Genomic DNA, 25515 nt, shown 5'->3' with positions numbered 1-25515 from the left:
GCTCCGGTTGGCGTCGGGTCGGGTGGGTCGGCAGGGTGACTCTTGACGGTGTGAGGCCGTCGGTGAAGACTCCTTCAACAGAAAGTTGAATTCCGTTACGTGGAAGTTAACGGCGGGATTCAGGTGGCAGAGGTGACAGAGAGGGGTCCGGTGTCCGACATCGAACTGGTGTTGCGCTCGACGCGCGTCATCACGCCCGAGGGGACGCGCGCGGCCACCGTGGCGGTCGCCGACGGCCGGATCGCGGCCGTACTCCCGTACGAGGCGGACGTGCCGTCCGGCGCCCGTCTGGAGGACTTCGGCGACGACGCCCTGCTGCCCGGGCTGGTCGACACCCATGTGCACGTCAATGATCCCGGACGCACGGAGTGGGAGGGCTTCTGGACCGCCACGCGCGCCGCGGCGGCCGGCGGCATCACCACCCTCGTCGACATGCCCCTCAACTCCCTCCCGCCGACGACCACGGTCGACCACCTCCGTACGAAGCGGGAAGTGGCCGCGGGCAAGGCGCACATCGACGTCGGCTTCTGGGGCGGTGCGCTGCCCGACAACGTCAAGGACCTGCGCCCCCTGCACGACGCCGGTGTCTTCGGTTTCAAGGCCTTCCTGTCGCCGTCCGGCGTGGACGAGTTCCCGCACCTCGACCAGGAGCGACTCGCCCGGTCGATGGCCGAGATCGCCGGCTTCGACGGCCTGCTCATCGTGCACGCCGAGGACCCGCACCATCTCGACGCGGCCCCGCAGCAGGGCGGTCCCGAGTACGCACACTTCCTCGCCTCCCGCCCGCGCGGCGCGGAGGACAGGGCGATCGCGAACCTGATCGAACAGGCGAAGCGCCTGCACGCGCGCGTGCACGTCCTGCACCTGTCGTCGAGCGACGCGCTGCCGCTGATCGCCGCGGCGAAGGCGGAGGGGGTGCGGATCACCGTGGAGACGTGCCCCCACTACCTGACCCTCACCGCCGAGGAAGTCCCGGACGGCGCCAGCGAGTTCAAGTGCTGCCCGCCCATCCGCGAGGCCGCCAACCAGGACCTCCTCTGGCAGGCGCTCGCCGACGGCACGATCGACTGCGTGGTCACCGACCACTCACCGTCCACCGCCGACCTCAAGACCGCCGACTTCGCCACGGCGTGGGGCGGCATCTCCGGGCTGCAGCTGAGCCTCGCGGCGGTGTGGACCCAGGCGCGCACAAGGGGCCACTCCCTGGAGGACGTCGTGCGCTGGATGTCCACGCGCACGGCAGCACTGGTGGGCCTCGGCGCGCGCAAGGGTGCCATCGAGGCGGGCCGGGACGCCGACTTCGCCGTACTCGCGCCGGACGAGACGTTCACCGTGGACCCGGCGGCCCTCGAACACCGCAACCGCGTGACGGCGTACGCGGGCAGGACCCTCAGCGGTGTCGTCAGGTCGACGTGGCTGCGTGGCGAACGCATCGTGGCGGAGGGCGAGTTCACCGAACCGAAGGGACAACTCCTCACCCGTACCCCCTGACCGGATCCTCCTCCCCCAGGCACCCGCAACGGCCGACTCCGAAGTCCGAAAGGCAGAACTGATCACCGTGACCGCGATTCCGAGCTTCACCGGCGACGCGAACCCCTACGGAGGCGGCGACCCGTACGCGGACTACCGCACCGCGGACTTCCCCTTCACCCAGCACGCGAATCTCGCCGACCGTCGTCTCGGGGCCGGGGTGATCGCCGCCAACGACGAGTTCTTCGCCGACCGCGAGAACATGCTCGTGGCCGAGCCCGCCGAGTTCGTGCCCGAGCACTTCGGCCACAAGGGCAAGATCATGGACGGCTGGGAGACCCGGCGCAGGCGCGGCGCGTCCGCCGAGCACCCGTGGCCGACGGCACAGGACCACGACTGGGCGCTCGTACGGCTCGGCGCCCCGGGCGTCGTACGCGGCATCGTGGTCGACACGGCCCACTTCCGCGGCAACTACCCGCAGGCCGTGTCGGTGGAGGGCGTGTCGGTGCCCGGCTCCCCGTCCCCCGAGGAACTGCTGGCGGACGACGTGAAGTGGACGACGCTGGTGCCGCGCACGAAGGTGGGCGGCCACGCGGCCAACGGCTTCGAGGTGTCGCTCGAACAGCGCTTCACGCACCTGCGGGTCAACCAGCATCCCGACGGGGGGATCGCGCGCCTACGGGTGTACGGCGAGGTGGTCCCGGACCCGAAGTGGCTGGCGGTGCTGGGCACCTTCGACGTGGTCGCCCTGGAGAACGGCGGCCGGGCCGAGGACGCGTCCAACCTCTTCTACTCACCGGCGTCGAACACCATCCAGCCGGGGCGCTCCCGCAAGATGGACGACGGCTGGGAGACGCGCCGCCGCCGCGACCAGGGCAACGACTGGATTCGCTACCGGCTGGTGGCCCGGTCGGAGATCCGGGCCGTCGAGATCGACACGGCGTATCTGAAGGGCAACAGCGCGGGCTGGGCGACGGTGTCGCTCCGGGACGGCGAGAACGGCGAGTGGACGGAGATCCTCCCGCGCACCCGCCTCCAGCCCGACACCAACCACCGCTTCGTCCTGCCGACCCCGGCGACGGGCACGCACGCGCGCGTGGACATCTATCCGGACGGCGGAATCTCACGGCTGCGTCTGTTCGGCTCCCTGACGGAGGAGGGGGCGGGCGAACTGCGGGCTCGGCACCAGGAGCTCGGAGGCTGAACCGGCCGCCGGTGGACTGTCTCTCCCGCCGATGAGTTGCGGGCGCCGGAGGGGTCTGAGGTGATGAACAGACCCCTCCCAGAGAGCAGGCATCCGCCATGGGCACCCTCACCCTCACTTCCTTCGTCACCCTCGACGGCGTCCACCAGGCCCCCGGAGGCCCCAAGGAGGACCCGCGTGACGGCTTCGTGCAAGGCGGCTGGAGCGTCCCGTACGGGGACGAGGACTTCGGCCGGTTCGTGGGCGAGGTCTTCGAACGCGTCGACGCGTTCCTCCTGGGCCGCCGTACGTACAACATCTTCGCCTCGTACTGGCCCAAGGTCACCGACCCCGCAGACCCGGTCGCGTCCCGGCTGAACGCCCTGCCGAAGTACGTCGCCTCCGCCAGTCTGAAGGACCCCGAGTGGGCAGGGACGACCGTGCTCGGCGGTGACCTCGGCAAGGAGGTCGCCGCCCTCAAGGAGCGCACCGACCGTGAAGTCCAGGTGCACGGCAGCGGCGCCCTCGCCCGGTCCCTCCTCGCTCTCGACCTCGTCGACAAGTTCCACCTGCTGACCTTCCCGGTGGTCCTCGGTGCAGGCCGCCGCCTCTTCGCGGAGGGTGCCGTCCCGAGCGCCTTCCGGCACGCCGGGGGCCGAACGACCGCGGCGGGCGTCTCCATCCAGACGTACGAGTTCGCGGGCCGCCCGGAGTACGGCACGTACGAGCTTCCGGAAAACGCGTAACGCGGTGGACGCCGGCCCGTGGCGGCGTCCGGCTGTCTCCCGTTGAGGTGACGGGCCATCAGCGCTCTTGTCGCCGCCGATAGGTCCTATCAATCTGTCAGTTGCAATGCCTGTACGCCTCATTGACAAGCGTGTGTCTCGCTTCCATCATCTGAACATCCGATGAATGGAGAGCCGCAGTGCAGGAATCCGGTTCATTCGTGAGACGCCGTGCACTCGGAGCCGCAGCGGGGGTTGCCGCAGCGAGCGTGATCCCCGCGGCCGCCCCGGCCCTGGCCTTGTCCATAAGGGCGGACAGTGCGGAGAAGCCGAATGCGGGGCTCGGGACAGGCATTGTCTGGGGCGCCGTCCCGGACCCCGTGCCAGTCCCGATCGACGCCTACGCCGACAACGACGGAATCGACACCGCCTCCGCACGCGGCGGAGACTTCGACGGCTCCGGCTACACCTTCCCCGGGGAGGAACTCCCTGCCGGCCACATCGAAGTCGACGGGGTGCCCTACCTCTTCCCGTCGTCCGGGCCGGGCCCGAACAACGTCGTCGCGATGGGGCAGCGCATCGAACTCCCCAAGGGCCGTCATCTGTCGCTGCTGTTCCTGACGGCCGGCAGCTACGGCGACGCGGCCGGCACGGCGACGGTTCACTACGCCGACGGAACGACGACCACGGCCCCGCTCGGCGGTGGTGACTGGTACTCGACGGGCGGCTCGCTCTCCGCCGCGTACCGCTACCGCCCCGACGGCGTGAAGGACGAGCACCGCGTGGGCATCGGCTCGGCGGAGGTGTGGTGCGACCCCCGACGCGAGGCCGTCGCGGTCACGCTGCCCGTCACCCACCGGCCGGAGGCGAACAAGGCCTCTCTCCACGTCTTCGCGCTCACCGTCCAGCCGGCCGCCCAAGGGAAGGCCCTGGCACTGCGCCACGCCCGCTCCACGGTCTCGCTGCTCGAACCCGCCGGCGCCCAGAGCGTCGAGGCGACCCTCGTCAACGCGGGCACGGAACCCGTCCTGGCGGCCGATCGCGTGACCGTCCGAGTCGATGTGCCCGGCGCCCGCACCGTACGACCCGCCGCAGTACCGCGCCTCGATCCGGGCGAACAGAGCCGACTCCGCATCGGAATACGCAGTCGGGGGCAGACCGCACCCGGAACCCAGCAGGACGGCCGTGTCATCGCCTCCGGACGCGGCGGACAGGCCGCCGTCGCGGACAGCAGGCTCACCCTCGGGGTGGCGGACTACGAACCGACGGACACCTCCCTGGCCCGGCACCAGGCGCCGTACTGGTTCAGCGATGCCAAGTTCGGCATCTTCATCCACTGGGGCGTCTACTCCGTCCCGGCCTGGTCGCCCGTCGGCAAGCAGTACGCCGAGTGGTACTGGAACCACATGCAGGACCCGAACAACGCCGTGTACGCCTACCACGCCCAGACGTACGGCGAGGACTTCGCCTACGACGACTTCATCCCCATGTTCCGGGCCGAGCGGTTCGATCCGCGGGCGTGGGTGGAGCTGTTCCGGGACGCGGGCGCGCAGTACCACGTACTGACCTCGAAACACCATGAGGGCTTCGCGCTGTGGGACACCAAGTTCTCCGACCGGAACTCGGTGAAGATGGGGCCCGGACGGGATCTGGTACGCGAACTCTTCGACGCGTCCGCGAAGTACACGCCCGAGCTGCACCGTGGGCTGTACTTCTCGATGCCGGAGTGGTTCAACCCGGACAACCCCTGGATGGGACACGCACCGCGCAATCCCTACACCCTCGAACCGGTGCCGTACACCGGATACACCCCTGGCAAGAACTTCGTGACGGGCTATCAGGCCCCGCAGATGCTGGAGCTGATCCACAACTACGCCCCGGAGCTGCTGTGGTGCGACATCGGCGGGGACAACGACAGCCGCAACGTCCTGGCCGAGTACTTCAACACGGCGAAGAAGAGCCGGAAGCCCCGCGACGTGACGATCAACGACCGCTCCGGCATCCCCTTCCACGACTTCACCACGCCCGAGTACACGACCTACGCGAACACCGTCGTGGCGAAGTGGGAGTCCAGCCGTGGCCTCGACCCGTTCAGCTACGGCTACAACCAGGCCACGCCGGACGATGCGTACATGACCACGGAGCAGGTCGTGCGGAGCCTGGTCGACATCGTCTCCAAGAACGGTAACTTCCTCCTCGACATCGGCCCGCGGGCAGACGGCACGATCCCGGAGATCATGCAGACCCGACTGCGTGAGACGGGCCGCTGGCTGAAGGTCAACGGCGAGGCCGTCTACGGCTCCACCTACTGGTCACGCATGGCGCAGCTCGGCCAGGACCTCCGTTTCACGGTGCGGCAGGGCAAGGCGTTCTACATCCACTCCCTGGCCGAGCCGGGCAGCCGGCTGACCGTCGAGGCACCGGTGCCCATCCGCAGCGGGGACAAGGTCACGATGCTCGGCCACGACAGGCCACTGACCTGGACCTGGCGAGGCAAATCCCTGGTCATCGAGGTGCCGGCGGCAGCTCGGGCGGCGGGTGAGCACGTGTGGGTCTTCAAGGTGGAGTGGCGCGGTTGATCGCACAGCCGTTCGCTCACCGGCATTCGCGGATGTGATCAGAAGGTCGCGTCGAGGATCTCGCGCACCTCTTCGGCGGTCCGCTGCCGGGGGGGTGCGGGTGGTGTGTGGGCGTCGGCGACGACGCCCTGCGCGATCGAGGGCAGCATGTCGTGCCTCACGGCCAGGTCGCGCAGCGGCTGCCGGCTTCATGGAGTCGTCGCGCGCCAGGTTAACTTCCCGAAAACTCATCGCACATGACGGGAAAATCTACGGACTTGTCATTGACATGCCACTGTCTACGCGCGTCATCATGAGGCATGAGATTCCCCCCACGGATCACTCGCATCGGCGCCGCGGTCGCCGTCCTGTCCGCTCTCCTGGTCGGCGGTGCCGTCACCGCCGGCACGGCCGGCGCCGCCACCTCGGCGGTCGGCAGCATCTGCTACGGCGACCTGCCGTCGCAGGCCTACACCACGCTCAACCTGATCGCGAAGGGCGGCCCCTACCCGTACTCGCAGGACGGCGTCGTCTTCCAGAACCGGGAGCGCCTCCTGCCCTCGCAGTCCACCGGCTACTACCACGAGTACACGGTCAAGACGCCCGGCTCCTCCACGCGCGGCGCGCGCCGCATCATCACCGGTGAGGAGTACCAGGAGGACTACTACACCTCCGACCACTACGCGTCGTTCGACCTGATCGACTACGGCTGCTGATACTGCCGCTGAGCGAACAGCGCGACCGGCCGGAAGCCCGGGCCGGGCCGAACCCCACTTCGGTCCTGCCGAACCCCACATCGGTCACCCGGACTTCCGGCTCTCGGCGGCGGCGAACAGCGCGAACGACAGCACGAGCAGTGTCACGCTCGCGTAGATCTCGTAGCCGTCGAGAAAGCCGAGCTTCTGTACGAGGCCCCAGTGCAGGTCGGTGAATTCGTGCAGCAGGCCCGCGACGCCCTGCACCAGGGCGAGGAAACCGACGATCTCCAGTGACTGCTTCATGCCAGGATCCTCACCCCGCGGACGCCCCACTTCCGTCGGCCGCGGGGTGGGACCTGCCCTCCCGAAGTCGCCGGTCGCTGCCGGAAGCAGCGCCGAAAGTCTGCGATGGCCCGACTTTGGTCGACGATCATGATTCGACGAGGGCTGCGGGGCCCGTCACTGCGTAGATTTGGCGACCGTGAGTGGTGACAGGTCGACGTCCGTTCCCGAGGCCCCGACGGCATTCCCGGGGCGGCGATGGCTCTTCCCGTCGGCCGTGCTCGACGGACTCGATCCGGAACCCGGTATCGACCCCGGTTCCGGCCCCGAGCGGAAGTGGGCCGAACGGTTCGGCATGTCCGCACGGCCCCGGCGCACCGCGCGCGACTGGGTTGTCGACTTCACCTGCTTCCTGCTGGCCGTACTCGTCGGCGTGCTGGGCGCGGACGCCCTGGCCGACGACCCGAACACCCCCCACGCCGTCGCCGTCGTCGACCAGTGGCTCGGCGCTCTCTCCTGCGCCGCCGTCTGGCTGCGGCGCCGTTGGCCGCTCGGCCTCGCCGTCGCGATGCTCGCGGCCGGCCTTGTGTCGAGCACCGCGGGCGGCGCCAGCCTGGTCGCCCTGTTCTCCCTTGCCGTGCACCGGCCCTTCCGGTACGTCGGCCTGATCAGCGGTGCCTCCGTCGTGGTGATCCCGTTCTTCTACTGGCTGCGCCCGGACCCGGACCTGCCGTACGTCGTCTCGGTGATCCTCGGTGTTCTGCTGACCGCGACCGCGACCGGCTGGGGCATGTTCGTGCGGTCCAAGCGGCAGCTCATGCTGAGTCTGCGGGACCGGGTGCGGCGGGCCGAGACGGAGGCGGCGCTGCGTGCCGAGCAGGCGCAGCGGCTCGCCCGGGAGGCCATCGCGCGCGAGATGCACGACGTGCTCGCCCACCGGCTCACCCTGCTGAGCGTCCATGCCGGCGCCCTGGAGTTCCGGCCCGACGCACCCCGCGAGGAGGTCGCGCGGGCCGCCGGGGTCATCCGGGAGAGCGCCCACGAGGCACTGCAGGACCTGCGGGAGATCATCGGCGTCCTGCGGGCCGGCGACGCGGAGGAGGCGGGGCGCCCACAGCCGACACTCGCCGCTCTCGACACCCTGGTGACCGAATCCCGCGAGGCCGGCATGAAGATCGTGCTGGACAGCCGGGTGACGGCACCGGCCGCCGTCCCCGCCTCCGTCGGCCGCACCGCCTACCGGATCGTCCAGGAAGGCCTCACGAACGCCCGCAAGCACGCCCCCGGCGCCGAGGTCACGGTCTCCCTCGCGGGCGGCCCGGGCGGCGGCCTGACCCTCTCCGTACGCAATCCCGCGCCCCCGGGGGAGGTCCCGCACATCCCCGGTTCCGGACAGGGCCTCATCGGCCTGACCGAGCGCGCGACGCTGGCGGGCGGCCGGCTGGAGCACGGCGCGGAGGAGGACGGGGGAGGGGACGAGGTCGGCGGATTCGTCGTGCGGGCCTGGCTGCCGTGGGGCGCCTGACGGGACCGGCCGGCGACTACGTCGACAGGGACTTCTTAAAGAGGAGGGCCGGCATCCGGTGGTCACGAAAGGCCCCTCACGCCACGGGAGTTCAGGTCGGCAATGCAGCTGTGCGGCGCCCGCGCACGTCCGGGCGCCGTACGTGATTACGTAGGCCCATGACCGCGATCAGACTGCTCCTCGTCGACGACGACCCCCTGGTTCGGGCAGGCCTGTCCTTCATGATGGGCGGCGCCGACGACATCGAGATCGTCGGCGAGGCCGCCGACGGCAGCGAGGTCGAGGAGCTCGTCGGCCGCACCGGCCCGGACGTCGTGCTCATGGACATCCGGATGCCGACGGTGGACGGCCTCACCGCCACCGAACGCCTGCGGGCCCGCAAGAACGCCCCGCAGGTCGTGGTCCTCACCACCTTCCACGCCGACGACCAGGTACTGCGCGCCCTGCGCGCGGGCGCCGCCGGTTTCGTCCTCAAGGACACCCCGCCCGCCGAGATCCTGGCCGCGGTACGCCGCGTCGCGGCCGGGGACCCCGTCCTCTCGCCCGCCGTGACCCGCCAGCTGATGGCCCACGCGGCGGGCGGCACGGCCCACACCCGGCGGGCCGGCGCCCGGGAGCGGATCGGCGCGCTGAACGACCGGGAACGCGAGGTCGCGGTCGCCGTCGGCCAGGGCAGGGCGAACGCCGAGATCGCCGCCGCGCTGTTCATGAGCGTCGCCACCGTCAAGACGCACGTCTCCCGCGTCCTCGCCAAGCTCGACCTCAACAACCGGGTGCAGATCGCCCTGCTGGCGTACGACGCCGGACTCCTGGAAGAAGGCGGGCAGGACGGGCACTAGTGCACACGTAGCAGGCCGCCCGGGAACACCCCCGGGCGCCGTCGCTCCGGTCCTCCCCGGTTCTCACTCCCACCCGCCCGCAATCTCCGCGAGGTGTACGGGTCTGCGCTCCCGTCTGGACAGTTCGCAGGCCTCGGCGACACGCAGGGCCTGGAGCGCCTCGCGGCCGTCGCACGGGTTGGCGCGTTCGCCGCGCACCACCTCGACGAAGGCCGACAGCTCCGCCTCGTAGGCCGGGCCGAAACGCTCCAGGAAGCCGGTCCAGGGCTTGCTCGCGGCCGGCGGTCCGGCCGTTTCGGTGGACGCGATCGGCGTACGGTCGTCCAGGCCGACGCCGACCTGGTCCAGCTCGCCGGCCAGCTCCATGCGGACGTCGTAGCCCGCGCCGTTCATGCGCGTCGCCGTCGCTGTGGCGAGTGTGCCGTCGTCCAGGGTGAGTACCGCGGCGGCCGTACCGATGTCGCCCGCCTCGCGGAACATCGGGGGTCCGGCGTCCGACCCCGTCGCGTACACCTCGACGATCTCGCGCCCCGTCACCCAGCGCAGGATGTCGAAGTCGTGGATCAGGGTGTCCCGGTACAGGCCGCCGGACAGCGGCAGATACTCGGGCGGGGGCGGCGTCTGGTCCGACGTCATCATGCGGACGGTGTGCAGACGGCCGAGCTTCCCGGAACGCACGGCCTCGCGGGCGCCCGTGTAGCCGGTGTCGAATCGGCGCTGGAAGCCCATCTGGAGGATTGTTCCGGCAGCCTCCACCTCGGCGATCGCGGCCAGGGTGGCAGGCAGATCGAGCGCTATGGGCTTCTCGCAGAACACCGGGAGACCCGAGCGTGCTGCCCGACCGATCAGTTCGGCGTGGGCCGAGGTGGCGGCCGTGATCACCACGGCGTCCACGCCCCAGGTGAAGATCTCGTCGACACCCGGCGCGGCCGTCGCTCCTAAGCGGTGCGCGAGATCCTGCGCACGCCCGCTGTCCGCGTCCGTGACGATGAGGGAGCCCCCGACCTCGCGATGACGGCTGAGGGTGTCCGCGTGGAATGTACCGATACGGCCCGTCCCGATGACTCCGATGCGCATGAGAACCAAACTGGGGTCCGACCAGGCACGCTGTCAATGCGTATGTCCGGACAACCGAACTACACGACTTCCCGTCAACAGTCCCCGGAGCTACGCTCGGCCCGTGCCGAAACCAGATGTGGATCCGACAGTGCCGCTGGAGCTCCGCGTGGACCGGAGCAGTCCGGTGCCGCTCTACTTCCAGCTGTCCCAGCAGCTAGAAGCCGCGATCGAGCACGGAGTACTCACTCCCGGCAGCCTGCTGGGCAACGAGATAGAGCTGGCCGGGCGGCTCGGCCTGTCCCGCCCCACCGTGCGCCAGGCCATCCAGTCCCTCGTGGACAAGGGCCTGCTCGTACGCCGCCGGGGAGTCGGCACACAGGTCGTGCACAGCCAGGTCAAGCGCCCCCTGGAGCTCAGCAGCCTGTACGACGACCTGGAGGCGGCGGGCCAGCGCCCCGCGACCAAGGTCCTCGTCAACACGGTCGTGCAGGCCTCCGCCGAGGTCGCCGCCGCGCTCAACGTGGCCGAGGGCAGCGACGTACACCGCGTGGAACGGCTGCGGATGGCACACGGCGAGCCGATGGCTTACCTCTGCAACTACCTGCCGCCCGGCCTGTTCGACCTGGACACCGGCCAACTGGAGGCCACCGGGCTGTACCGGCTGATGCGCGCCGCCGGAATCACCCTGCACAGTGCCCGGCAGTCGATCGGCGCGCGCGGGGCAACGGCCGAGGAGGCGGAACGCCTCAGCGAACGCGAGGGCGCCCCCCTGCTCACCATGCAGCGCACGACCTTCGACGACACGGGCCGCGCCGTCGAGTTCGGCACCCACACCTACCGCCCGACGCGCTATTCGTTCGAGTTCCAACTCCTGGTACGCCCCTAGAGGAAGGGGCGCAGCCCCGTTCCTCCAGGGGCGCGGGGCTGTGACATCTGCGGCTCCGCCGCGGGGCGCGAGCAACCACAACGCGCCCGCACCCGGCAAACAACCCACACCGCCCCATTGCTCCCCCGCAACGCACCCGCATTGCCGGTGAGGCAGAATCACTTCCGATGAGCAGCTACCGCGACCTCGCACTCCCCAGGGCACTGGCCGGCTCCGCCCGAGAGGGCAGCGCCCCCATCGGCTCCCGCAGAGCGCCTGCGCTGCGTACCGTCGGCACGCGCGAGCGCCGTTCCCACCTCACGGCCCCGCGCGTGCCCACCGTCGGCATCGACATCGGCGGCACGAAGGTGATGGCGGGAGTGGTCGACGCCGACGGCAACATCCTGGAGAAGGTCCGCACCGAGACGCCCGACAAGTCGAAGAGCCCCAAGGTCGTCGAGGACACCATCGTCGAGCTGGTCCTGGACCTGTCCGACCGGCACGACGTGCACGCCGTCGGCATCGGCGCGGCCGGGTGGGTCGACGCCGACCGCAACCGGGTCCTGTTCGCGCCCCACCTGTCGTGGCGCAACGAGCCCCTGAGGGACCGCATCTCCAGCCGTCTGGCCGTCCCCGTCCTGGTCGACAACGACGCCAACACCGCGGCCTGGGCCGAGTGGCGCTTCGGTGCGGGCCGCGGCGAGGACCACCTCGTCATGATCACGTTGGGTACCGGCATCGGCGGCGCCATCCTGGAGGACGGCCAGGTCAAGCGCGGCAAGTTCGGCGTGGCCGGCGAGTTCGGCCATATGCAGGTCGTGCCCGGCGGCCACCGCTGCCCCTGCGGCAACCGCGGCTGCTGGGAGCAGTACAGCTCGGGCAACGCACTGGTCCGCGAGGCCCGTGAACTCGCTGCCGCCGACTCCCCGGTGGCGTACGGGATCATCGAGCACGTCAAGGGCGACATCTCCGAGATCACCGGCCCGATGATCACCGAGCTGGCCCGCGAGGGCGACGCCATGTGCATCGAGCTGCTCCAGGACATCGGCCAGTGGCTCGGCGTCGGCATCGCCAACCTGGCCGCCGCCCTGGACCCCTCCTGCTTCGTCATCGGCGGCGGTGTCTCCGCGGCCGACGACCTGCTGATCGGCCCCGCCCGGGAGGCCTTCCGCCGCCACCTCACCGGCCGCGGCTACCGCCCCGAGGCCCGCATCGCCCGCGCCCAGCTCGGCCCCGAGGCCGGCATGGTGGGCGCCGCCGACCTCGCCCGCCTGGTCGCGCGCCGCTTCCGGCGCGCCAACCGGCGCCGTGTCGAGCGGTACGAGCGCTACGAGAAGTTCGTCGAGACCCGCCGCACCACCCAGGGGCCGCTGTGACCGCCTCCCTGCCCCGCCAGGCCATGCTCCCGGACGAGCCGCCCGAGGACCGCGGTCACGTCATCCGCCGCCGGGCCCTGACCCTGCTGATCATCGTGCTGCTCATCGGTGTACCCGCCGGCTATCTGGTGATCTCCGCCAACCAGAGCCGCGACAGCGGCAAGGACAAGGAACGCAAGTGGGCGGCGCGAGGCCTCACCAAGGCCTGGCCCTCCAAGGTCCAGCGCCACATCTACGAGGTGCCCGTCCCGCGCCAGGCCGACGGCGAGGGAATCCTGTCGACGAAGGTCGCGTACTACGAGACGAACAACTGGCGCACCAGCCGTCTGTACGTCCAGTTCATGACCACGAACGCGGGGCTCGACTACTTCTTCAAGGCCATGGGCGTCCCCCGCACGAGCCTGAAGAAGGACAAGTTCACCATCAGTGCCCGCGACCAGAAGATCGTCGGCTGGGAGTTCAAGGAGCCGGGCCCGTGGTGGGGCCTCGCCCACCAGCAGAAGAACCCGGCACCCACGCAGCACATCGTCGTGAAGTGGTCCCACCCCAACCACTACATGGTGTACGTCGTCGCGCGCACAACCCCCTGACCAGCTGTGCGAACGGCTTCGGCCTGTTTCCGCGACCGATTGTCAGACCCCGCCCGTACAGTCGAAGACGTCCGACTCGACGGACACGACACGAGGGCGGGAGGTGAGGTGCGAATGAGCGCCGAGGCATCGGCGACTGCGACGGCGGACGTGTCCGTGCGCCTCGCCGCAGTCTTCCTCCCCGCCCCCCTCCCGCGTGAGGGCCGCATCGCCTTCTGGGACCCGGAAGGGGACACGGGCCTACCGGATGAGGGCGACGGTCATACGGAACTCACGGTGGTACGACGGCACGGCGCCGGCGTCCGCCGCCGGACCACCCCCGCGCTGACGTTGCCCGTCGACGCGGCGCTGCCGCTGCTCGTACGGGCCCGCCGAGACCCCGCCGCCCATCCCGCCACGGCCTGCTGGGGCGCCGCCGCGCTGCACGCCCTCCGCCTCACGGCCCGCGGCAGGCTGCTGCCCGGGCTGACTCCCACCGGCCACGACGCCTGGCGCGCGGGCCCGCTGGACCCCGACGACATCGCCCACCTCAGGGCCATCGCCGCGGCCCTGCCCCACGAGGGCCACGCGGTGCCACTCCCCGGCTCCGGCCCGCTGCTGCTGCCCGAGCCGGAGGCGCTGCTGCGCGCCTTCCTGGACGCCGTCGCGGACACTCTGCCGCGCACTCCGGCGGCGCCGTACGCGTCGGGGATGCCCTTCGCCGCGCGCCCGGCCCAGCGGCTGCCGGACGCCCACGACTGGGCGGCGGAGGTCGCCGCGGGCATGGACGCGGGGGTGCGGATCTCGCTCCGCCTCGACCTGTCGGCGTACGACCTGTTCGACGACCCCGACCGGGTGCGCACCGCGGGCGCGGCGATCGTCCAGGTGCACAGCCTCGCCGACCCCACCCTGGTGACCGACGCGGCAACCCTGTGGGCAGGTACCGCGGACGATGCCTTCGGCACACGCGCCCGCGTGGACGCCGCACTGGCGGTGCGCCGCGCGGCCCGTGTCTGGCCCCCGCTCGACCGCCTCACCGAGCAGGAAGCGCCCGACGTCCTGGCCCTCTCCGAGGAGGAGCTGTACGACCTGCTCGGGGTGGCCGCGACCAGGCTGGCCGCCGCCGGCGTCGCCGTGCACTGGCCCCGGGACCTCGCCCAGGACCTGACCGCCCAGGCCGTCGTACGCCCGGCACCCGGCTCTGCGAAGGACGGCACCGGCTTCTTCGAGAGCGAGGAACTCCTCCAGTTCCGCTGGCAGTTGGCGCTCGGCGGAGATCCGCTCACCGAGGCCGAGATGGACGTGCTGGCGGAGGCCCACCGTCCCGTCGTACGCCTCAAGGACCAGTGGGTGCTCGTCGACCCGGCGCTCGTCCGCAAGGCACGCAAGCGTGAACTGGGCCTGCTCGACCCGGTCGACGCGCTCTCGGCGGCACTCACCGGCCGCGTGGAGGTCGACGGCGAGAGCGTCGAGGCGGTCCCGGTCGGCGCGCTGGCGGCCCTGCGCGACCGGCTGACGGCGGGCATCACCCCGGTGGAACCGCCCCCGGGTCTGCAGGCCCGTCTGCGCGACTACCAACTCCGGGGACTGGCCTGGCTGGACCTCATGACCTCCCTCGGCCTCGGCGGCTGCCTCGCCGACGACATGGGGCTCGGCAAGACGATCACCGTCATCGCCCTGCATCTGCGGCGGGCCCGCAGCGAACCGACGCTGGTGGTCTGCCCGGCCTCCCTGCTGGGCAACTGGCAGCGCGAGATCACGAAGTTCGCGCCCGGCGTCCCCGTCCGCCGCTACCACGGCCCCGACCGCACCCTGGAGGACATGCCGGGCGGCTTCGTCCTCACGACGTACGGCACCATGCGGTCGACGGCACCCCAGCTGGCCGAGCAGCCGTGGGGGATGGTCGTCGCGGACGAGGCGCAGCACGTCAAGAACCCCTACTCGGCGACGGCGAAGGCGCTGCGCACGATCCCGACCCCCGCGCGCGTGGCGCTCACCGGCACCCCCGTGGAGAACAACCTCTCCGAACTCTGGGCCCTGCTCGACTGGACCACCCCCGGCCTCCTGGGCCCCCTGAAGTCCTTCCGGGCCCGGCACGCGCGCGCGGTGGAGACCGGTGAGGACGAGGAGGCGGTGGCCCGACTCGCCCGCCTGGTCCGCCCGTTCCTCCTGCGCCGAAAGAAGTCCGACCCGGGCATCGTCCCGGAATTGCCACCGAAGACGGAGACGGACCATCCGGTCCCCCTGACGCGTGAACAGGCCGCGTTGTACGAGGCGGTGGTGCGCGAGTCGCTGCTCGCCATCGAGACGGCGGACGGCATCGCCCGCCGGGGCCTGGTCCTGAAGCTGCTGACATCCCTCAAGCAGATCTGCGACCACCCCGCCCTGTACCTGAAGGAGGAGGCCCCCGGGCCTGCCGCAGGCGACCGGCTGGCTGCCCGCTCCGGCAAACTCGCCCTGCTGGACGAGCTGTTGGACACCCTGCTCGCCGAGGACGGCTCGGCACTGGTGTTCACGCAGTACGTGGGAATGGCCCGCCTGATCACGGCCCACCTCGCGGCCCGCGCGGTCCCGGTGGAACTGCTGCACGGCGGCACCCCGGTCCCCGAACGGGAACGCATGGTGGACCGTTTCCAGAGCGGCGCGACCCCGATCCTGATCCTCTCCCTGAAGGCCGCCGGCACCGGCCTGAACCTCACGCGCGCGGGCCATGTCATCCACTTCGACCGCTGGTGGAACCCGGCGGTCGAGGAACAGGCCACGGACCGCGCCTACCGCATCGGCCAGACCCAGCCGGTCCAGGTGCACCGCCTGATCACCGAGGGCACGGTCGAGGACCGCATCGCGGAGATGCTGGAGTCCAAGCGGGCCCTGGCCGACGCGATCCTGACCTCCGGCGAGTCGTCCTTCACGGAACTGACGGATCGGGCACTGTCCGACCTGGTGTCGTTGCGGGGGGCGGTGTGATGGCCTCGGAGGAACGCCGGGAGGGCGGGGAAGGGCGCGACGCGGTGGAGGAGGAGCCGGTGTCGGGCGGGCACCCTCTGTCGGACGTACCCGAGCGGGACCGGCCCGCCGACGCGGCGCGCAGGGCCTTGCGGGCGGCACGGGAGCACGTCGCGGGTCAGGAGACGAGCGGGTCGCGTGGCGGGGCGGAGGCCGACGCGCGTGATGCCCGGCCAGGAGACGCGGCCCGGGCGGCTCTGCGGCGCGCGACGCCGCCGACCGGCAGCCAGGTCACGGAGGCACAGGCGGCGGACGACACCGAATCGGCGGTTGGGAAGGTTCCGGAAGGGCGCGCCGACAACGAAGGGCGCAAGGGCGGGCGTCCCGGGGACGTCGCCCGAGAGGCATTGCGCGCCGCGCGGGGGGAGGCTCGACGGGCCCGTCTCGACGCGGAGTCGGCGGCAGCCGAGGCCACGCGGCGGCCCGCCCCGCCCGTGCCGGGGCAGAACCCACGTGACCGGATCCCCGAGGACCGGACGCATGCCGTACGGGAACTGCTCGCCGGGTCCTTCCAGTTGCCCACCGACACGTCCCCGGCGGCTTCGGCGAGTGGGCCGAAGACTCCGGACGACGAGCCGAGCACGGACACGTCGACGCCGATGACTGTCGGGGACGTCCTGCGTGCCGTGGCTTCGCCGGTCTCGCGGAATGCCACTCTGGGTGTCGAGGCTCCGCAGGCATCATCAGGCGCGTCGCGGGACGTCCCCAACGCCCTGGGTACCCCGAACACCCGTAACACCGCCGGGTTCCGGCAGGCGGCGCTCCTCGACGGTCCCCTCGACAACCCACGCATCGCCGCCTCCTCCGCCTCTTCTTCGCCCTCCTCCATGGCCGCCCCCGGCCGTGACGGTGAGCTGCGCCGCACCTTCCCCGCGCTGCCGGCCTCGGGGAACCGGGAGGCGACGTCCCGACCCGGCGGCTTCGCGGAGAGCTGGTGGGGGAACGCCTGGGTGGCCGCCCTGGAGGAGGGAGCGCTGGATGCCGCCCGGCTGGTGCGGGGGCGCGGGTACGCCGCAAAGGGGCATGTCGATGCCATCACCGTGACACCGGGGCTTGTACTCGCCTATGTGCAGGGCTCCCGGCCGCGGCCGTACCGCGTCCAGGTGCGGCTGCGCACCCTCGGCGACCAGGAGTGGGAGCGGTTCCTGGACGCCGCCGTGGCGCGGCCCGGGCACATCGCCGCGTTGCTCGACAAGGAGATGCCCCAGTCCCTCGCCGACTGCGGGGCGCCGCTGCTGCCCGGCCCGGGGGACCTCGAACCCCGGTGCAGCTGCCCCGACTCCGGGCACCCCTGTAAGCACGCCGCCGCCCTCTGCTACCAGACCGCCCGCCTCCTCGACGCCGATCCCTTCGTCCTCCTCCTGCTACGGGGCCGGGGCGAACGAGAGGTGCTCGACGAGCTGTCCCGGCGCAACGCCGCGCACGCCGCCCGCGCCGCTCAGGAGCAGCGGCCGGCCTCCTTCCCCGGGGTCCGGGCCTCCGATGCGCTCGCCCCGCGCACCCTCCCGCCCCTTCCGGCCCCGCTGCCTCCCCGCCCGCACCCCGACCCGCCCCCGGCCTACCCCGCGTCCCCGGGCGGCCCGGACCCCTTCGCGCTGGACCAGTTGGCGACGGACGCCGCCGCCCGCGCCCACACACTGCTCACGACCGGCCACGACCCCGTCGGTGAGCTGACCCTGTGGCAGGACGCCGTCCGTCTCGCCGCCGCCCGCCCCGGCTCCGGCCTCACCGCCGGCACCCGCACCCTCTACTCCTCGCTCGCCAGAGCCGCCGACCGAACCCCGGCCGAACTGGCGCGCGCGGTGGCCGCCTGGCGGCAGGGCGGGCTCGACGGACTCGCGGTCCTCGAAGAGGCCTGGGACCCGCCGGCCGGACGGTTCGACCGCGCCCGCCCCCTCCTCCTCGCCGCCGACCTCCCCGCCTTCAGACCCCGGCGCAACCACCTCACCCACCCACGCGGCCACATACAGCTGCGCCTGGGCCGGGACGGCCTCTGGTACGCGTACGAGTCCGAACCGGGCCACGACGACTGGTGGCCCCGCGGCACCCCCGACCTGGACCCGGTCGGCGCCCTCACCGGCCTCGGCAACCCGACTGAGCCCTGAGCCGGGGCGGCCAGATCTTCCGCCATCCGACGCAGGGCGGCGAGCCGATCCGGCTGTGACAAGGGAGTGCAGGAAACGGCTACCGCATTCAGCACGCCGCCCTCGGGTGCTTCCGCTGCCCTCGTTTTTTCGCGGAGGCGGGAACTGAACGGTGTCCGTGGGCGTGGCGGTGGTGCGTATGCGGGGGCGAGGGGAGAGACCCTCGCGCCGCATGGCAGCATCTGCGACGTGAGTGCTTCCCTGGCGGTGCGGAGCCTGCGTGCGGCGGTGCTCGCCGTGCTGTGCGTGCTGCTCGCCGCTGGGGGACATGCGCTGGCCGTGGGAGTGACGCCGCCGGTGTGGGTGCAGGTTGCGGGGGCTGTTCCGGTCTTCGTGGTCGGCTGCCTGCTCGGTGGGCGGGAGCGGTCGCTGACCGGGATCGGTGGCGTGACGCTGGCGTCCCAGGGCGGACTGCACCTGGCCTTCGGCGCTGCCCGGCCGCACGCCGCGATGGTCATGCACGGGATGCGGATGTCCCACTCCCACGCGCTGACCCCGCACGCCACCGCCGCGCATATCGGGGCGGCCCTGGTGCTGACCTGGTGGCTGCGGTGCGGCGAGGCCGCGTTGTGGTCGCTGCTGCGGTGGGCGGCCGCGTTCTTGCCGGGGCTCGCTGCCTGGTGGCAGGTGGTGAGGGGATTCCGGGGCGCATCGAGTGCGCCTGGTCCCGCGCGTCTCGGCGCCGACGGGGCATGGCAGCCGCGGCAGGTGCTGTTGCGGTACGCCGTGCACCGGCGCGGACCGCCGAAGGGGATGTCGTACGCGATGTGAAACCCGACATCCCCTCCCCCCAGTACGGAGATCCACTCAGCCATGTCCACGACTCGCACCACCACCACGCTGCGCCGGTCCGGCGTCGTCGTCGCCCTCGCCGCCGCCGGCGTTCTCACCGCCGCCGGTGTCGCCTCCGCGCATGTCACCATGCACCCCGAGAGCTACGCCAAGGGCGCCACGGACGGCGTCCTGACCTTCCGCGTCCCCAACGAGGAGGACACGGCCGGCACCACGAAGGTGCAGGTCTTCCTGCCGACCGACCACCCCGTGCTCGGCGTGCTCGTCTCGCCGCGGGACGGCTGGACCGCCAAGGTCACGAACACGAAGCTCAAGACGCCGGTCAAGACCGACGACGGCACCATCACCGACGCCGTTTCCGAGATCACCTGGACCGGCGGGAGGATCGGTGCCGGGCAGTTCGAGGACTTCGACGTGGCCTTCGGACAACTTCCCGACGACGCCGGTCAGTTGACCTTCAAGACCCTCCAGACGTACTCCGACGGCAAGATCGTCCGCTGGATAGAGGAGGCGGAGTCCGGCGGGGACGAGCCGGAGAACCCGGCGCCGGTGCTCAAGCTCACGGCCAAGGACGCGGACGATGCGGAGGGCGCGGAGGGCGGCGCCTCGACCGCCTCCGCCTCGGCGACCACGAAGAGCTCAGGCAACTCCACGGCCACCGCGTCCAGCAGTGACTCGACCGCCCGCGGGCTCGGTGTGGCTGGGCTGGTCGTGGGCGTGCTGGGGTTGGCGGCAGCGGTCTTCGCCGTCGTCCGCAGTCGCTCCGCCGGATCCCGGGCCGAGTAGGCGGCCGGTGGTCCTGCCGTCAGGTGCCCGACGGCAGTACCGGCCCTCGTCCGGGGACCGGGAGAAGCGCTCCCACCGGCGAAGCCGGCATGCTTCCCCGCCACCGAGCGGGCGATCATGGGACTGGAGGGTGAGGCGAACTGGCGGAAGGGGCCGCGCCGGGCCGGCACCGTCGGTCAGCCGTTTTCACCAGCCGTTTCACCAGCCGGTCAGCAGCAGGTGATTGACCAGCAGGGCGATCACGGCCTGCGTGGCGAGCCAGGTGCGGGGTCGGGTCAGGAACGCGCATGAGGCGAGCAGCCACATCGCGAACGGCAGCCAGATGCGTTCGGTCTCCGCCTTGCTCATGCCGGACAGGTCGGCGATGAGCAAGGCGGAGAACGCCGCGGCGACGAGCAGGGCGAGGCGGAGGTCGGGGGAGGCGCCGGGACCACCCGACCGGGGCACAACACGTCGGCGCAGGGCGGAGACGACCCGCCCGGGAGGGCCCTGGTGGTCGGGTGTCCGGACGGGCGGGGGAGCATCGGGGGAGGAACGTGGACTGAGCCGTGCCGTGGCCGAGAGGAGTGTGGCACCGCTGCGCCGCAGGCCCGCCACTGTCGCCGGGCCCACGACCAGGACCGTGCAGGCGAGGTTGGCCCACACCCAGTACCCGTAGGGCCGGATGCCGCCGGCCCCCTGGTAGTAGCGCTCGACCAGGAGGCGGTACGCCTCCCACCAGTTGAAGCCCACGAAGGTGAACGCGAGCGGGACGACGGCGACTCCGGCGAGCGCGTACGGCAGGGGTCGGGTTCGGCGCGGGCCGCCGAGCAGCAGGGCGGCGCCCCCGATGACGGCGAGGAGGGTGAGGCCGTAGGAGAGGTAGCAGGTGAGGCCGAAGAGGAGGCCGGAGGCGAAACCGGTGAGCCGGGGCCGGTGTCCGGTGACCGCGAGGGCGAGGAAGGCGATGGTCCAGGCGGCGACCGCCGCGAAGTAGCCGTCCGCGGACGTCCCCATCCACACGGCGGCCGGCGCCATCACCAGGAACGGCGCGGCCCGGCGCGCGAGGGCCTCGTCCGTGAGCGCCCGCACGGCGACCAGCACCGCCACGCATGCCGACGCACCCACGGTGATGCAGAAGACTCCGGCCCAGCCCCCGCCGCCGAGTCCGACCCGGTCGAGCAGGACGAACGTGACCGTCGCCGCCGGAGGATGGCCCGCCACATGGGCCGGCCAGTGGTCCGGGGAGTCGATCAGGATGTGGCCGGTGAAGTCCCGCAGCGTCGCGGGGATGTCCTGGAAGCGGTCGATGACCTGCAGGTACTCGTACCTGGTCGTGAGCCGTACCGCGATTCCGCGCTGCCAGCCGTCGATCAGTGCCAGTGACCACGTCCACGCCATCGCCGTGCCCCACGCGGCGCCGAGGAGCGCGCGCCACGGCAGCCGGGAGGCCAACTGCGGGCCGTACGCCACGACCCCGGCCGCGACGACGAGCGCCGCCGGGGTACCGGGACCGATGTGGGGACGCCAGTAGGCGTACAGGGGAGGCCAACCCACGTGCAGGGAGCCGTTCGCCCGCTGGATCACAATGCCGACCAGCGCGGCCGTCACGACAAGCAGGGCGGCGGCCACGGTCGCGTACAGGTCTCGGAGAAGATCACGGGTCACGACGGGAACGCTAGGCCGCGCGGGCCGTGCCGAGGCCGCCGCGCGTGCGGACGTCAGCGTTTCGTCATGTGTCGAAGGCCCCTTACCGCGCCCGCGGCGTCCTACGGTCGGCGCATGTCACGGTTGCCCGCCCCTTCCTCCTCGCCCACGTCCCCCGGTTTCTGGCGCAGTCCCGTACGCGGTCCCTGGTTCACCTCCGTCCTCGGTCTTGTGCTGCTCGGCGGGATCACCGTGCTGTTCGTGACGGGTCTGCTGTCGTACGCCGCCTACAACCCGGACCTCGCACGGGTGAACGACAAGACCCCGGACAAGGGGCTGCTCGGCTTCTACCTCTTCGCCTGGCCGACGCGTCCCTACTGGCTCTACCGGCTCAACCAAGGCGTCCATGTCACGCTCGGGATCACCCTCGTCCCCGTCCTGCTGGCCAAACTGTGGTCGGTGGTGCCCAAACTGTTCGCGCTGCCGCCGGCCCGGTCCCTCGCGCACGCCCTGGAGCGGATCTCCCTGCTGTTCCTGGTCGGCGGCGTGCTGTTCGAGTTCGTGACGGGTGTGCTCAACGTCCAGCTGGACTATGTCTTCCCCGGCTCCTTCTATCCGCTGCACTTCTACGGCGCCTGGGTGTTCTTCGCCGCGTTCGTGGTGCACGTGGTGCTCCGGGGCCCCGCCGCCGTACGCAATGTGCGTCGCATGCGGGCGGGCAAGGGCCCCGAGGAGGAGGCGGGAGGGGAGCCGGACTTCCCCCTGGTCTCCCCGCGGCCGACCGAGCCCACCGTGTCCCGGCGCGGGGCGCTGTGGCTGGTCGGGGGTGGCTCGCTGCTGCTGTTCGGGACCACGGTGGGGCAGAACTTCGACGGACCGCTGCGGCGCACGGCCCTCCTCGCGCCGCACGGAGGTGCCGATCCGGGCAGTGGCCCCGGCGGCTTCCAGATCAACAAGACGGCCGCGTCCCGGGGGATCAGCGCGCGGGAGACGAGCGAGGACGTGTGGCGGCTGGTCGTCACCGGGCCCTCCGGGACGATCCGGCTGAGCCGCGCCGAGCTGCTCGAACTGCCGCTGCACAGTTCGGCGTTGCCGATCGCCTGTGTCGAGGGGTGGTCCACCGGCGACCAGTGGTGGCGGGGCGTACGGCTGCGGGAACTCGCCGCGCTGGTCGGCTACGAAGCGGACGCGGCCCCCGACGTCCTGGTGGAGTCCCTCCAGCGACGTGGCGCCTTCCGCAAGGCCGCCCTGCGGTCCAACCAGGTGCGTGACCCGCGTTCGCTGCTGGCCCTGGACGTCAACGGTGAGCCGCTGACCTCCGACCACGGCTACCCGGCCCGGATCATCGTGCCCGCGGCGCCCGGGGTGCTCAACACCAAGTGGGTGGCCCGGATGACGTTCGGAGACCTGTGATGCGCAGAGCGTTCCCTCCGCTCCCTCCGCTGGGAAGCCCCCTGCAGATTCTGTTCCTGGCCTGCTCGTTCGCGCTCACGGGGTACGCGGGCATGCGTCTGCTCTCCGGGGACCGGCTCGGCGTGACGCTGTGGTTCGTGGGCGCGGCGGTCCTGCACGACCTGGTGTTTCTGCCGCTGTACGCGGTCCTGGACCGGGCGGTCACCGGTGTGCTCGGTGCCGTCGGCCGCCGGGACCGGACCCTGTACGTCCGGGTGCCGGCGGCTCTGTCCGGGCTCCTGCTGCTGGTGTGGTTCCCGCTGATCAGCGGCCGGGTCGCGGCCGGCTACGAGTCGGCCACCGGCCTCTCGGCGGACGGCTTCCTCACCCGCTGGCTGCTGATCACCGCCGTACTGTTCGGCGGGTCCGCCCTGCTGCTGGTGCTGCGGCTGCGCAGGGAGACGAAACAGCGGCCGCCGGCCGTCCACTGATCGACGGTGCGCCAGCCCAGCGGGCGGGCGTACCGCAGCAGCGCCGGGGTGCCGAGCCGGGCCCAGGGGAACGCGGCGCCGGTGGCACCCTGTGCGTCGGTGCCGCACACGATGCGGACGTCGGCGCGCTCGTCCACATCCACCGGGACTGTCTCGGCGATCAACAGGCCGCCGGGCAGCAGCAGTCGGGCCAGTCTGCGCAGCAGGGCGCGTGGGTCGCCGCCGATGCCCAGGTTGTCGTCCAGGAGCAGGGCGGTGTTCCAGCGGCCCTCGCCCGGCAGGGGATCGAAGACCGAGCGCCACAGGGCGGGCCCGCCGAGGCCCACGGTGTGGGCGACCGCGGCCTCGCTGACGTCGATGCCGAGCACGGTCCGGCCCCGGGCGGCGAGTTCCGCGACCAGTCTTCCCGGCCCGCACCCGACGTCGAGGACAGCACCCTCGCACCGGTCCAGGACCTGCCGGTCCACGGTGTCGGCCCGCGCACACCACCGCTCCACGTCCAGCGGCAGCAGCCAGCCGTCGCCGCGACGCAGGAAGAGCGGTCCGCGGCCGGCCCGGAGGGCGTCGGCGTAGGGATCGGCGGACCAGCTGTGCCCGGAGGTGTCCCGCGCCGTCATCTCACGTGCCGTCACCTCACGAGCTGTGCTCACCTCATGCGCTGTGCTCATCGGCGGCCGGCCGTCCGCAGCCGGGCCAGCCGGGCCAGTTCCGCGGCGAAGCAACCGTACGGCGCCACCGCGGCGACCGCTTCGGCGTCGGCTGCGGTGTCCACGTCCCGCAGCCGCGGCAGCTCACGTACCCGCAGGCCCGCGGCGACCAGCCGGTCGCGCTGGACGGCGCCGGTGGCCGGCGTCGACATGGGGACGCCACGCAGCAACTCGGGGTCCGGCTCCGCCAGCCCGAGCGCCCAGAAGCCGCCGTCGTCGGCCGGACCGAAGCAGGCGTCGTACCCGTCGAAGTCCACAGTGAGCAGGCCCGGGGTGACCTGCGGGGTGTCCATCCCGATCAGCAGAGCCGGGCCGTCGCAGCCGGCGAAGGCCGCCGCCAGCCTCTCGTCGAGGCCGCCCGCGCACTGCGGTACGACGTCGAAGCCGGGCGGCAGCCAGGGCCCGGCCGTCCCGTCGAGGACCAGGACCCGGCGCCGGACGGGTGTCCCGGCCACCGTTCGCAGGGTGTCCGTGAGGGCCGCCTCGGCGAGCGCCGCGGCCTCCTCGGGCGTGAACGGCGGAGTGAGCCGGGTCTTCACCCGTCCCGGCCGGGGTTCCTTGGCGATGACGAGCAGAGTGGTCATCGACGGATTCCTTCGTGGCCCTGTACTTCGGCCGCCGTGGGTACGACGGGCGCTTGAGCCAGGACGCGGCTCATGTCCCGTACCGCCTCCCAGGTGCCGCGCCAGGTCCCGGTCACTTTCGAGGCACCGGAGCGCGGCAGGTACGGGACGTCGTGCTCGGTGACGCGCCAGCCCGCGTCGGCGGCGCGCACGACCATCTGCAACGGGTAGCCGCTGCGCCGGTCGGTCAGGTCCAGACCGAGCAGCGCCTCGCGGCGCGCGGCGCGCAGGGGACCGAGGTCGTGCAGCCGCAGGCCGGTACGCCGGCGCAGCATCCGGGAGAGCGCGAGATTGCCGGCCCGCGCATGGACGGGCCAGGCACCCCGGCCCTGCGGCCGACGCCGCCCGAGCACCAAATCGGCCTCGCCGCCTTGCACTTCGCGTACGAACGGCATGAGCAGGGCCGGATCCAGCGAGGCGTCGCAGTCGCAGAAACACACGATCTCGGCCGTCGCGGCAGTCAGCCCGGCATGGCAGGCGGCGCCGAAGCCGCGCCGGGCTTCGTGCACGACGGTCGCGCCGCGCTCGCGGGCGATGTCGGCCGAGCCGTCGGTGGAGCCGTTGTCCACGACGATGGCGCGCCAACCGGGAGGAACGCGGTCGAGTACCCACGGCAGGGCCTCGGCCTCGTTCAGACAGGGGAGGACGACATCGACGTCCTCGGGTGCGGAAGAGGTCATCACGACTTTCACCCTACGAACGCGAACAGTACATATCGGACTTCGGCTCCTTACGAAACGCGGACGTCAGTGCCTGCGGACGGCTGCGGGGCGCCGCGCGAGAGCACGTGGTGCGACGC

At 71.9% G+C, this 25515-nt stretch carries 21 protein-coding genes; 15 read left to right on the top strand and 6 right to left on the bottom strand.

The window, feature by feature from the left end; genetic code table 11:
• Window positions 1-150 precede the first annotated feature (150 nt).
• The 5 genes from allB to OG734_RS08565 all read left to right on the top strand — a co-directional run bounded on the left by allB (window position 151) and on the right by OG734_RS08565 (window position 6652).
• Window positions 151-1491: an allantoinase AllB gene (gene allB / locus OG734_RS08585; protein WP_330293608.1), complete on the top strand. Its 1341-nt coding sequence runs from the start codon at window positions 151-153 to the stop codon at window positions 1489-1491.
• Between the two features lie 67 nt (window positions 1492-1558).
• Window positions 1559-2674, top strand: a complete 1116-nt coding sequence (gene alc / locus OG734_RS08580) for an allantoicase (protein WP_330286873.1) — start codon at window positions 1559-1561, stop codon at window positions 2672-2674.
• 98 nt (window positions 2675-2772) lie between these two features.
• Window positions 2773-3399, top strand: a complete 627-nt coding sequence (locus tag OG734_RS08575; RefSeq protein ID WP_330286872.1) for a dihydrofolate reductase family protein — start codon at window positions 2773-2775, stop codon at window positions 3397-3399.
• 200 nt (window positions 3400-3599) lie between these two features.
• Entirely contained in the window at window positions 3600-5957 is a 2358-nt protein-coding gene (locus tag OG734_RS08570; RefSeq protein WP_330286871.1) for an alpha-L-fucosidase, read from the top strand.
• 299 nt (window positions 5958-6256) lie between these two features.
• A complete protein-coding gene (locus OG734_RS08565; RefSeq protein ID WP_330286870.1) occupies window positions 6257-6652 on the top strand; it encodes a ribonuclease domain-containing protein in 396 nt (131 codons plus the stop codon).
• 84 nt (window positions 6653-6736) lie between these two features.
• On the opposite strand, the gene OG734_RS08560 is transcribed toward OG734_RS08565, so the two are convergent.
• Window positions 6737-6937 carry a hypothetical protein gene (locus tag OG734_RS08560; protein WP_330286869.1) on the bottom strand — a complete coding sequence of 67 codons (201 nt, stop codon included), beginning with the start codon at window positions 6935-6937 and terminating at the stop codon, window positions 6737-6739.
• 178 nt (window positions 6938-7115) lie between these two features.
• Between OG734_RS08560 and OG734_RS08555 the strand changes: the two genes are divergently transcribed.
• A complete protein-coding gene (locus tag OG734_RS08555) occupies window positions 7116-8441 on the top strand; it encodes a histidine kinase (RefSeq protein ID WP_443064841.1) in 1326 nt (441 codons plus the stop codon).
• Between the two features lie 158 nt (window positions 8442-8599).
• The gene (locus tag OG734_RS08550; RefSeq protein ID WP_330286867.1) at window positions 8600-9280 is read left to right on the top strand and encodes a response regulator transcription factor; all 681 of its coding nucleotides are present in this window, start codon (window positions 8600-8602) and stop codon (window positions 9278-9280) included.
• A gap of 63 nt (window positions 9281-9343) precedes the next feature.
• Here OG734_RS08550 and OG734_RS08545 read toward each other — a convergent pair whose 3' ends face one another.
• The gene (locus tag OG734_RS08545) at window positions 9344-10357 is read right to left on the bottom strand and encodes a Gfo/Idh/MocA family protein (protein ID WP_330286866.1); all 1014 of its coding nucleotides are present in this window, start codon (window positions 10355-10357) and stop codon (window positions 9344-9346) included.
• 130 nt (window positions 10358-10487) lie between these two features.
• Here OG734_RS08545 and OG734_RS08540 point away from each other — a divergent pair, with 130 nt between their 5' ends.
• The 7 genes from OG734_RS08540 to OG734_RS08510 all read left to right on the top strand — a co-directional run bounded on the left by OG734_RS08540 (window position 10488) and on the right by OG734_RS08510 (window position 19877).
• On the top strand, window positions 10488-11225 hold the full coding sequence (locus OG734_RS08540; protein ID WP_330293607.1) for a GntR family transcriptional regulator: 738 nt from the start codon (window positions 10488-10490) through the stop codon (window positions 11223-11225).
• A gap of 167 nt (window positions 11226-11392) precedes the next feature.
• The gene (locus tag OG734_RS08535) at window positions 11393-12580 is read left to right on the top strand and encodes an ROK family glucokinase (RefSeq protein WP_330286865.1); all 1188 of its coding nucleotides are present in this window, start codon (window positions 11393-11395) and stop codon (window positions 12578-12580) included.
• Complete coding sequence (locus OG734_RS08530; protein WP_330286864.1) at window positions 12577-13170, top strand: sugar kinase; 594 nt, start codon at window positions 12577-12579, stop codon at window positions 13168-13170. The genes OG734_RS08535 and OG734_RS08530 overlap by 4 nt, the downstream gene beginning before the upstream one ends.
• A 114-nt stretch (window positions 13171-13284) precedes the next feature.
• A complete protein-coding gene (locus OG734_RS08525) occupies window positions 13285-16116 on the top strand; it encodes a DEAD/DEAH box helicase (protein WP_330286863.1) in 2832 nt (943 codons plus the stop codon).
• Window positions 16116-18260, top strand: coding sequence for an SWIM zinc finger family protein (locus OG734_RS08520; RefSeq protein WP_330286862.1), 2145 nt, complete (start codon window positions 16116-16118; stop codon window positions 18258-18260). Before OG734_RS08525 ends, OG734_RS08520 begins: the two co-directional genes overlap by 1 nt.
• A 228-nt stretch (window positions 18261-18488) precedes the next feature.
• On the top strand, window positions 18489-19070 hold the full coding sequence (locus OG734_RS08515; protein WP_330286861.1) for a hypothetical protein: 582 nt from the start codon (window positions 18489-18491) through the stop codon (window positions 19068-19070).
• Between the two features lie 42 nt (window positions 19071-19112).
• The gene (locus OG734_RS08510) at window positions 19113-19877 is read left to right on the top strand and encodes a YcnI family copper-binding membrane protein (RefSeq protein ID WP_330286860.1); all 765 of its coding nucleotides are present in this window, start codon (window positions 19113-19115) and stop codon (window positions 19875-19877) included.
• A gap of 198 nt (window positions 19878-20075) precedes the next feature.
• Here the strand turns inward: OG734_RS08510 and OG734_RS08505 are convergent, their stop codons facing one another.
• Entirely contained in the window at window positions 20076-21524 is a 1449-nt protein-coding gene (locus OG734_RS08505; protein ID WP_330286859.1) for a hypothetical protein, read from the bottom strand.
• Window positions 21525-21638: 114 nt separating this feature from the next.
• Between OG734_RS08505 and OG734_RS08500 the strand changes: the two genes are divergently transcribed.
• A complete protein-coding gene (locus OG734_RS08500) occupies window positions 21639-22916 on the top strand; it encodes a molybdopterin-dependent oxidoreductase (RefSeq protein WP_330286858.1) in 1278 nt (425 codons plus the stop codon).
• 325 nt (window positions 22917-23241) lie between these two features.
• Here OG734_RS08500 and OG734_RS08495 read toward each other — a convergent pair whose 3' ends face one another.
• From OG734_RS08495 to OG734_RS08485, 3 genes are read right to left on the bottom strand one after another with little or no spacing between them, the layout of a single operon-like run.
• On the bottom strand, window positions 23242-24003 hold the full coding sequence (locus OG734_RS08495) for a class I SAM-dependent methyltransferase (RefSeq protein WP_330293606.1): 762 nt from the start codon (window positions 24001-24003) through the stop codon (window positions 23242-23244).
• Window positions 24004-24050: 47 nt separating this feature from the next.
• A complete protein-coding gene (locus OG734_RS08490; protein WP_330286857.1) occupies window positions 24051-24677 on the bottom strand; it encodes a TIGR04282 family arsenosugar biosynthesis glycosyltransferase in 627 nt (208 codons plus the stop codon).
• Window positions 24674-25396 carry a glycosyltransferase family 2 protein gene (locus tag OG734_RS08485; protein WP_330286856.1) on the bottom strand — a complete coding sequence of 241 codons (723 nt, stop codon included), beginning with the start codon at window positions 25394-25396 and terminating at the stop codon, window positions 24674-24676. The genes OG734_RS08490 and OG734_RS08485 overlap by 4 nt, the downstream gene beginning before the upstream one ends.
• Between the last annotated feature and the right edge of the window lie 119 nt (window positions 25397-25515).

It is taken from the genome of Streptomyces sp. NBC_00576 (assembly GCF_036345175.1).
GTDB lineage: Bacteria > Actinomycetota > Actinomycetes > Streptomycetales > Streptomycetaceae > Streptomyces.
Note: the sequence above shows the minus strand (reverse complement) of the source record. Positions and strands in the feature narration are given on the sequence as shown.

Bases quoted from the DNA above. Each gene is read 5' to 3' on its own strand.
- OG734_RS08575 (WP_330286872.1), top strand. From the start codon at position 2,773: ATGGGCACCCTCACCCTCACTTCCTTCGTCACCCTCGACGGCGTCCAC.
- OG734_RS08565 (WP_330286870.1), top strand. From the start codon at position 6,257: ATGAGATTCCCCCCACGGATCACTCGCATCGGCGCCGCGGTCGCCGTC.
- OG734_RS08560 (WP_330286869.1), bottom strand. From the start codon at position 6,937: ATGAAGCAGTCACTGGAGATCGTCGGTTTCCTCGCCCTGGTGCAGGGC.
- OG734_RS08550 (WP_330286867.1), top strand. From the start codon at position 8,600: ATGACCGCGATCAGACTGCTCCTCGTCGACGACGACCCCCTGGTTCGG.
- OG734_RS08545 (WP_330286866.1), bottom strand. From the start codon at position 10,357: ATGCGCATCGGAGTCATCGGGACGGGCCGTATCGGTACATTCCACGCG.
- OG734_RS08535 (WP_330286865.1), top strand. From the start codon at position 11,393: ATGAGCAGCTACCGCGACCTCGCACTCCCCAGGGCACTGGCCGGCTCC.
- OG734_RS08525 (WP_330286863.1), top strand. From the start codon at position 13,285: ATGAGCGCCGAGGCATCGGCGACTGCGACGGCGGACGTGTCCGTGCGC.
- OG734_RS08520 (WP_330286862.1), top strand. From the start codon at position 16,116: ATGGCCTCGGAGGAACGCCGGGAGGGCGGGGAAGGGCGCGACGCGGTG.
- OG734_RS08510 (WP_330286860.1), top strand. From the start codon at position 19,113: ATGTCCACGACTCGCACCACCACCACGCTGCGCCGGTCCGGCGTCGTC.
- OG734_RS08500 (WP_330286858.1), top strand. From the start codon at position 21,639: ATGTCACGGTTGCCCGCCCCTTCCTCCTCGCCCACGTCCCCCGGTTTC.
- OG734_RS08495 (WP_330293606.1), bottom strand. From the start codon at position 24,003: ATGACGGCGCGGGACACCTCCGGGCACAGCTGGTCCGCCGATCCCTAC.
- OG734_RS08490 (WP_330286857.1), bottom strand. From the start codon at position 24,677: ATGACCACTCTGCTCGTCATCGCCAAGGAACCCCGGCCGGGACGGGTG.
- OG734_RS08485 (WP_330286856.1), bottom strand. From the start codon at position 25,396: ATGACCTCTTCCGCACCCGAGGACGTCGATGTCGTCCTCCCCTGTCTG.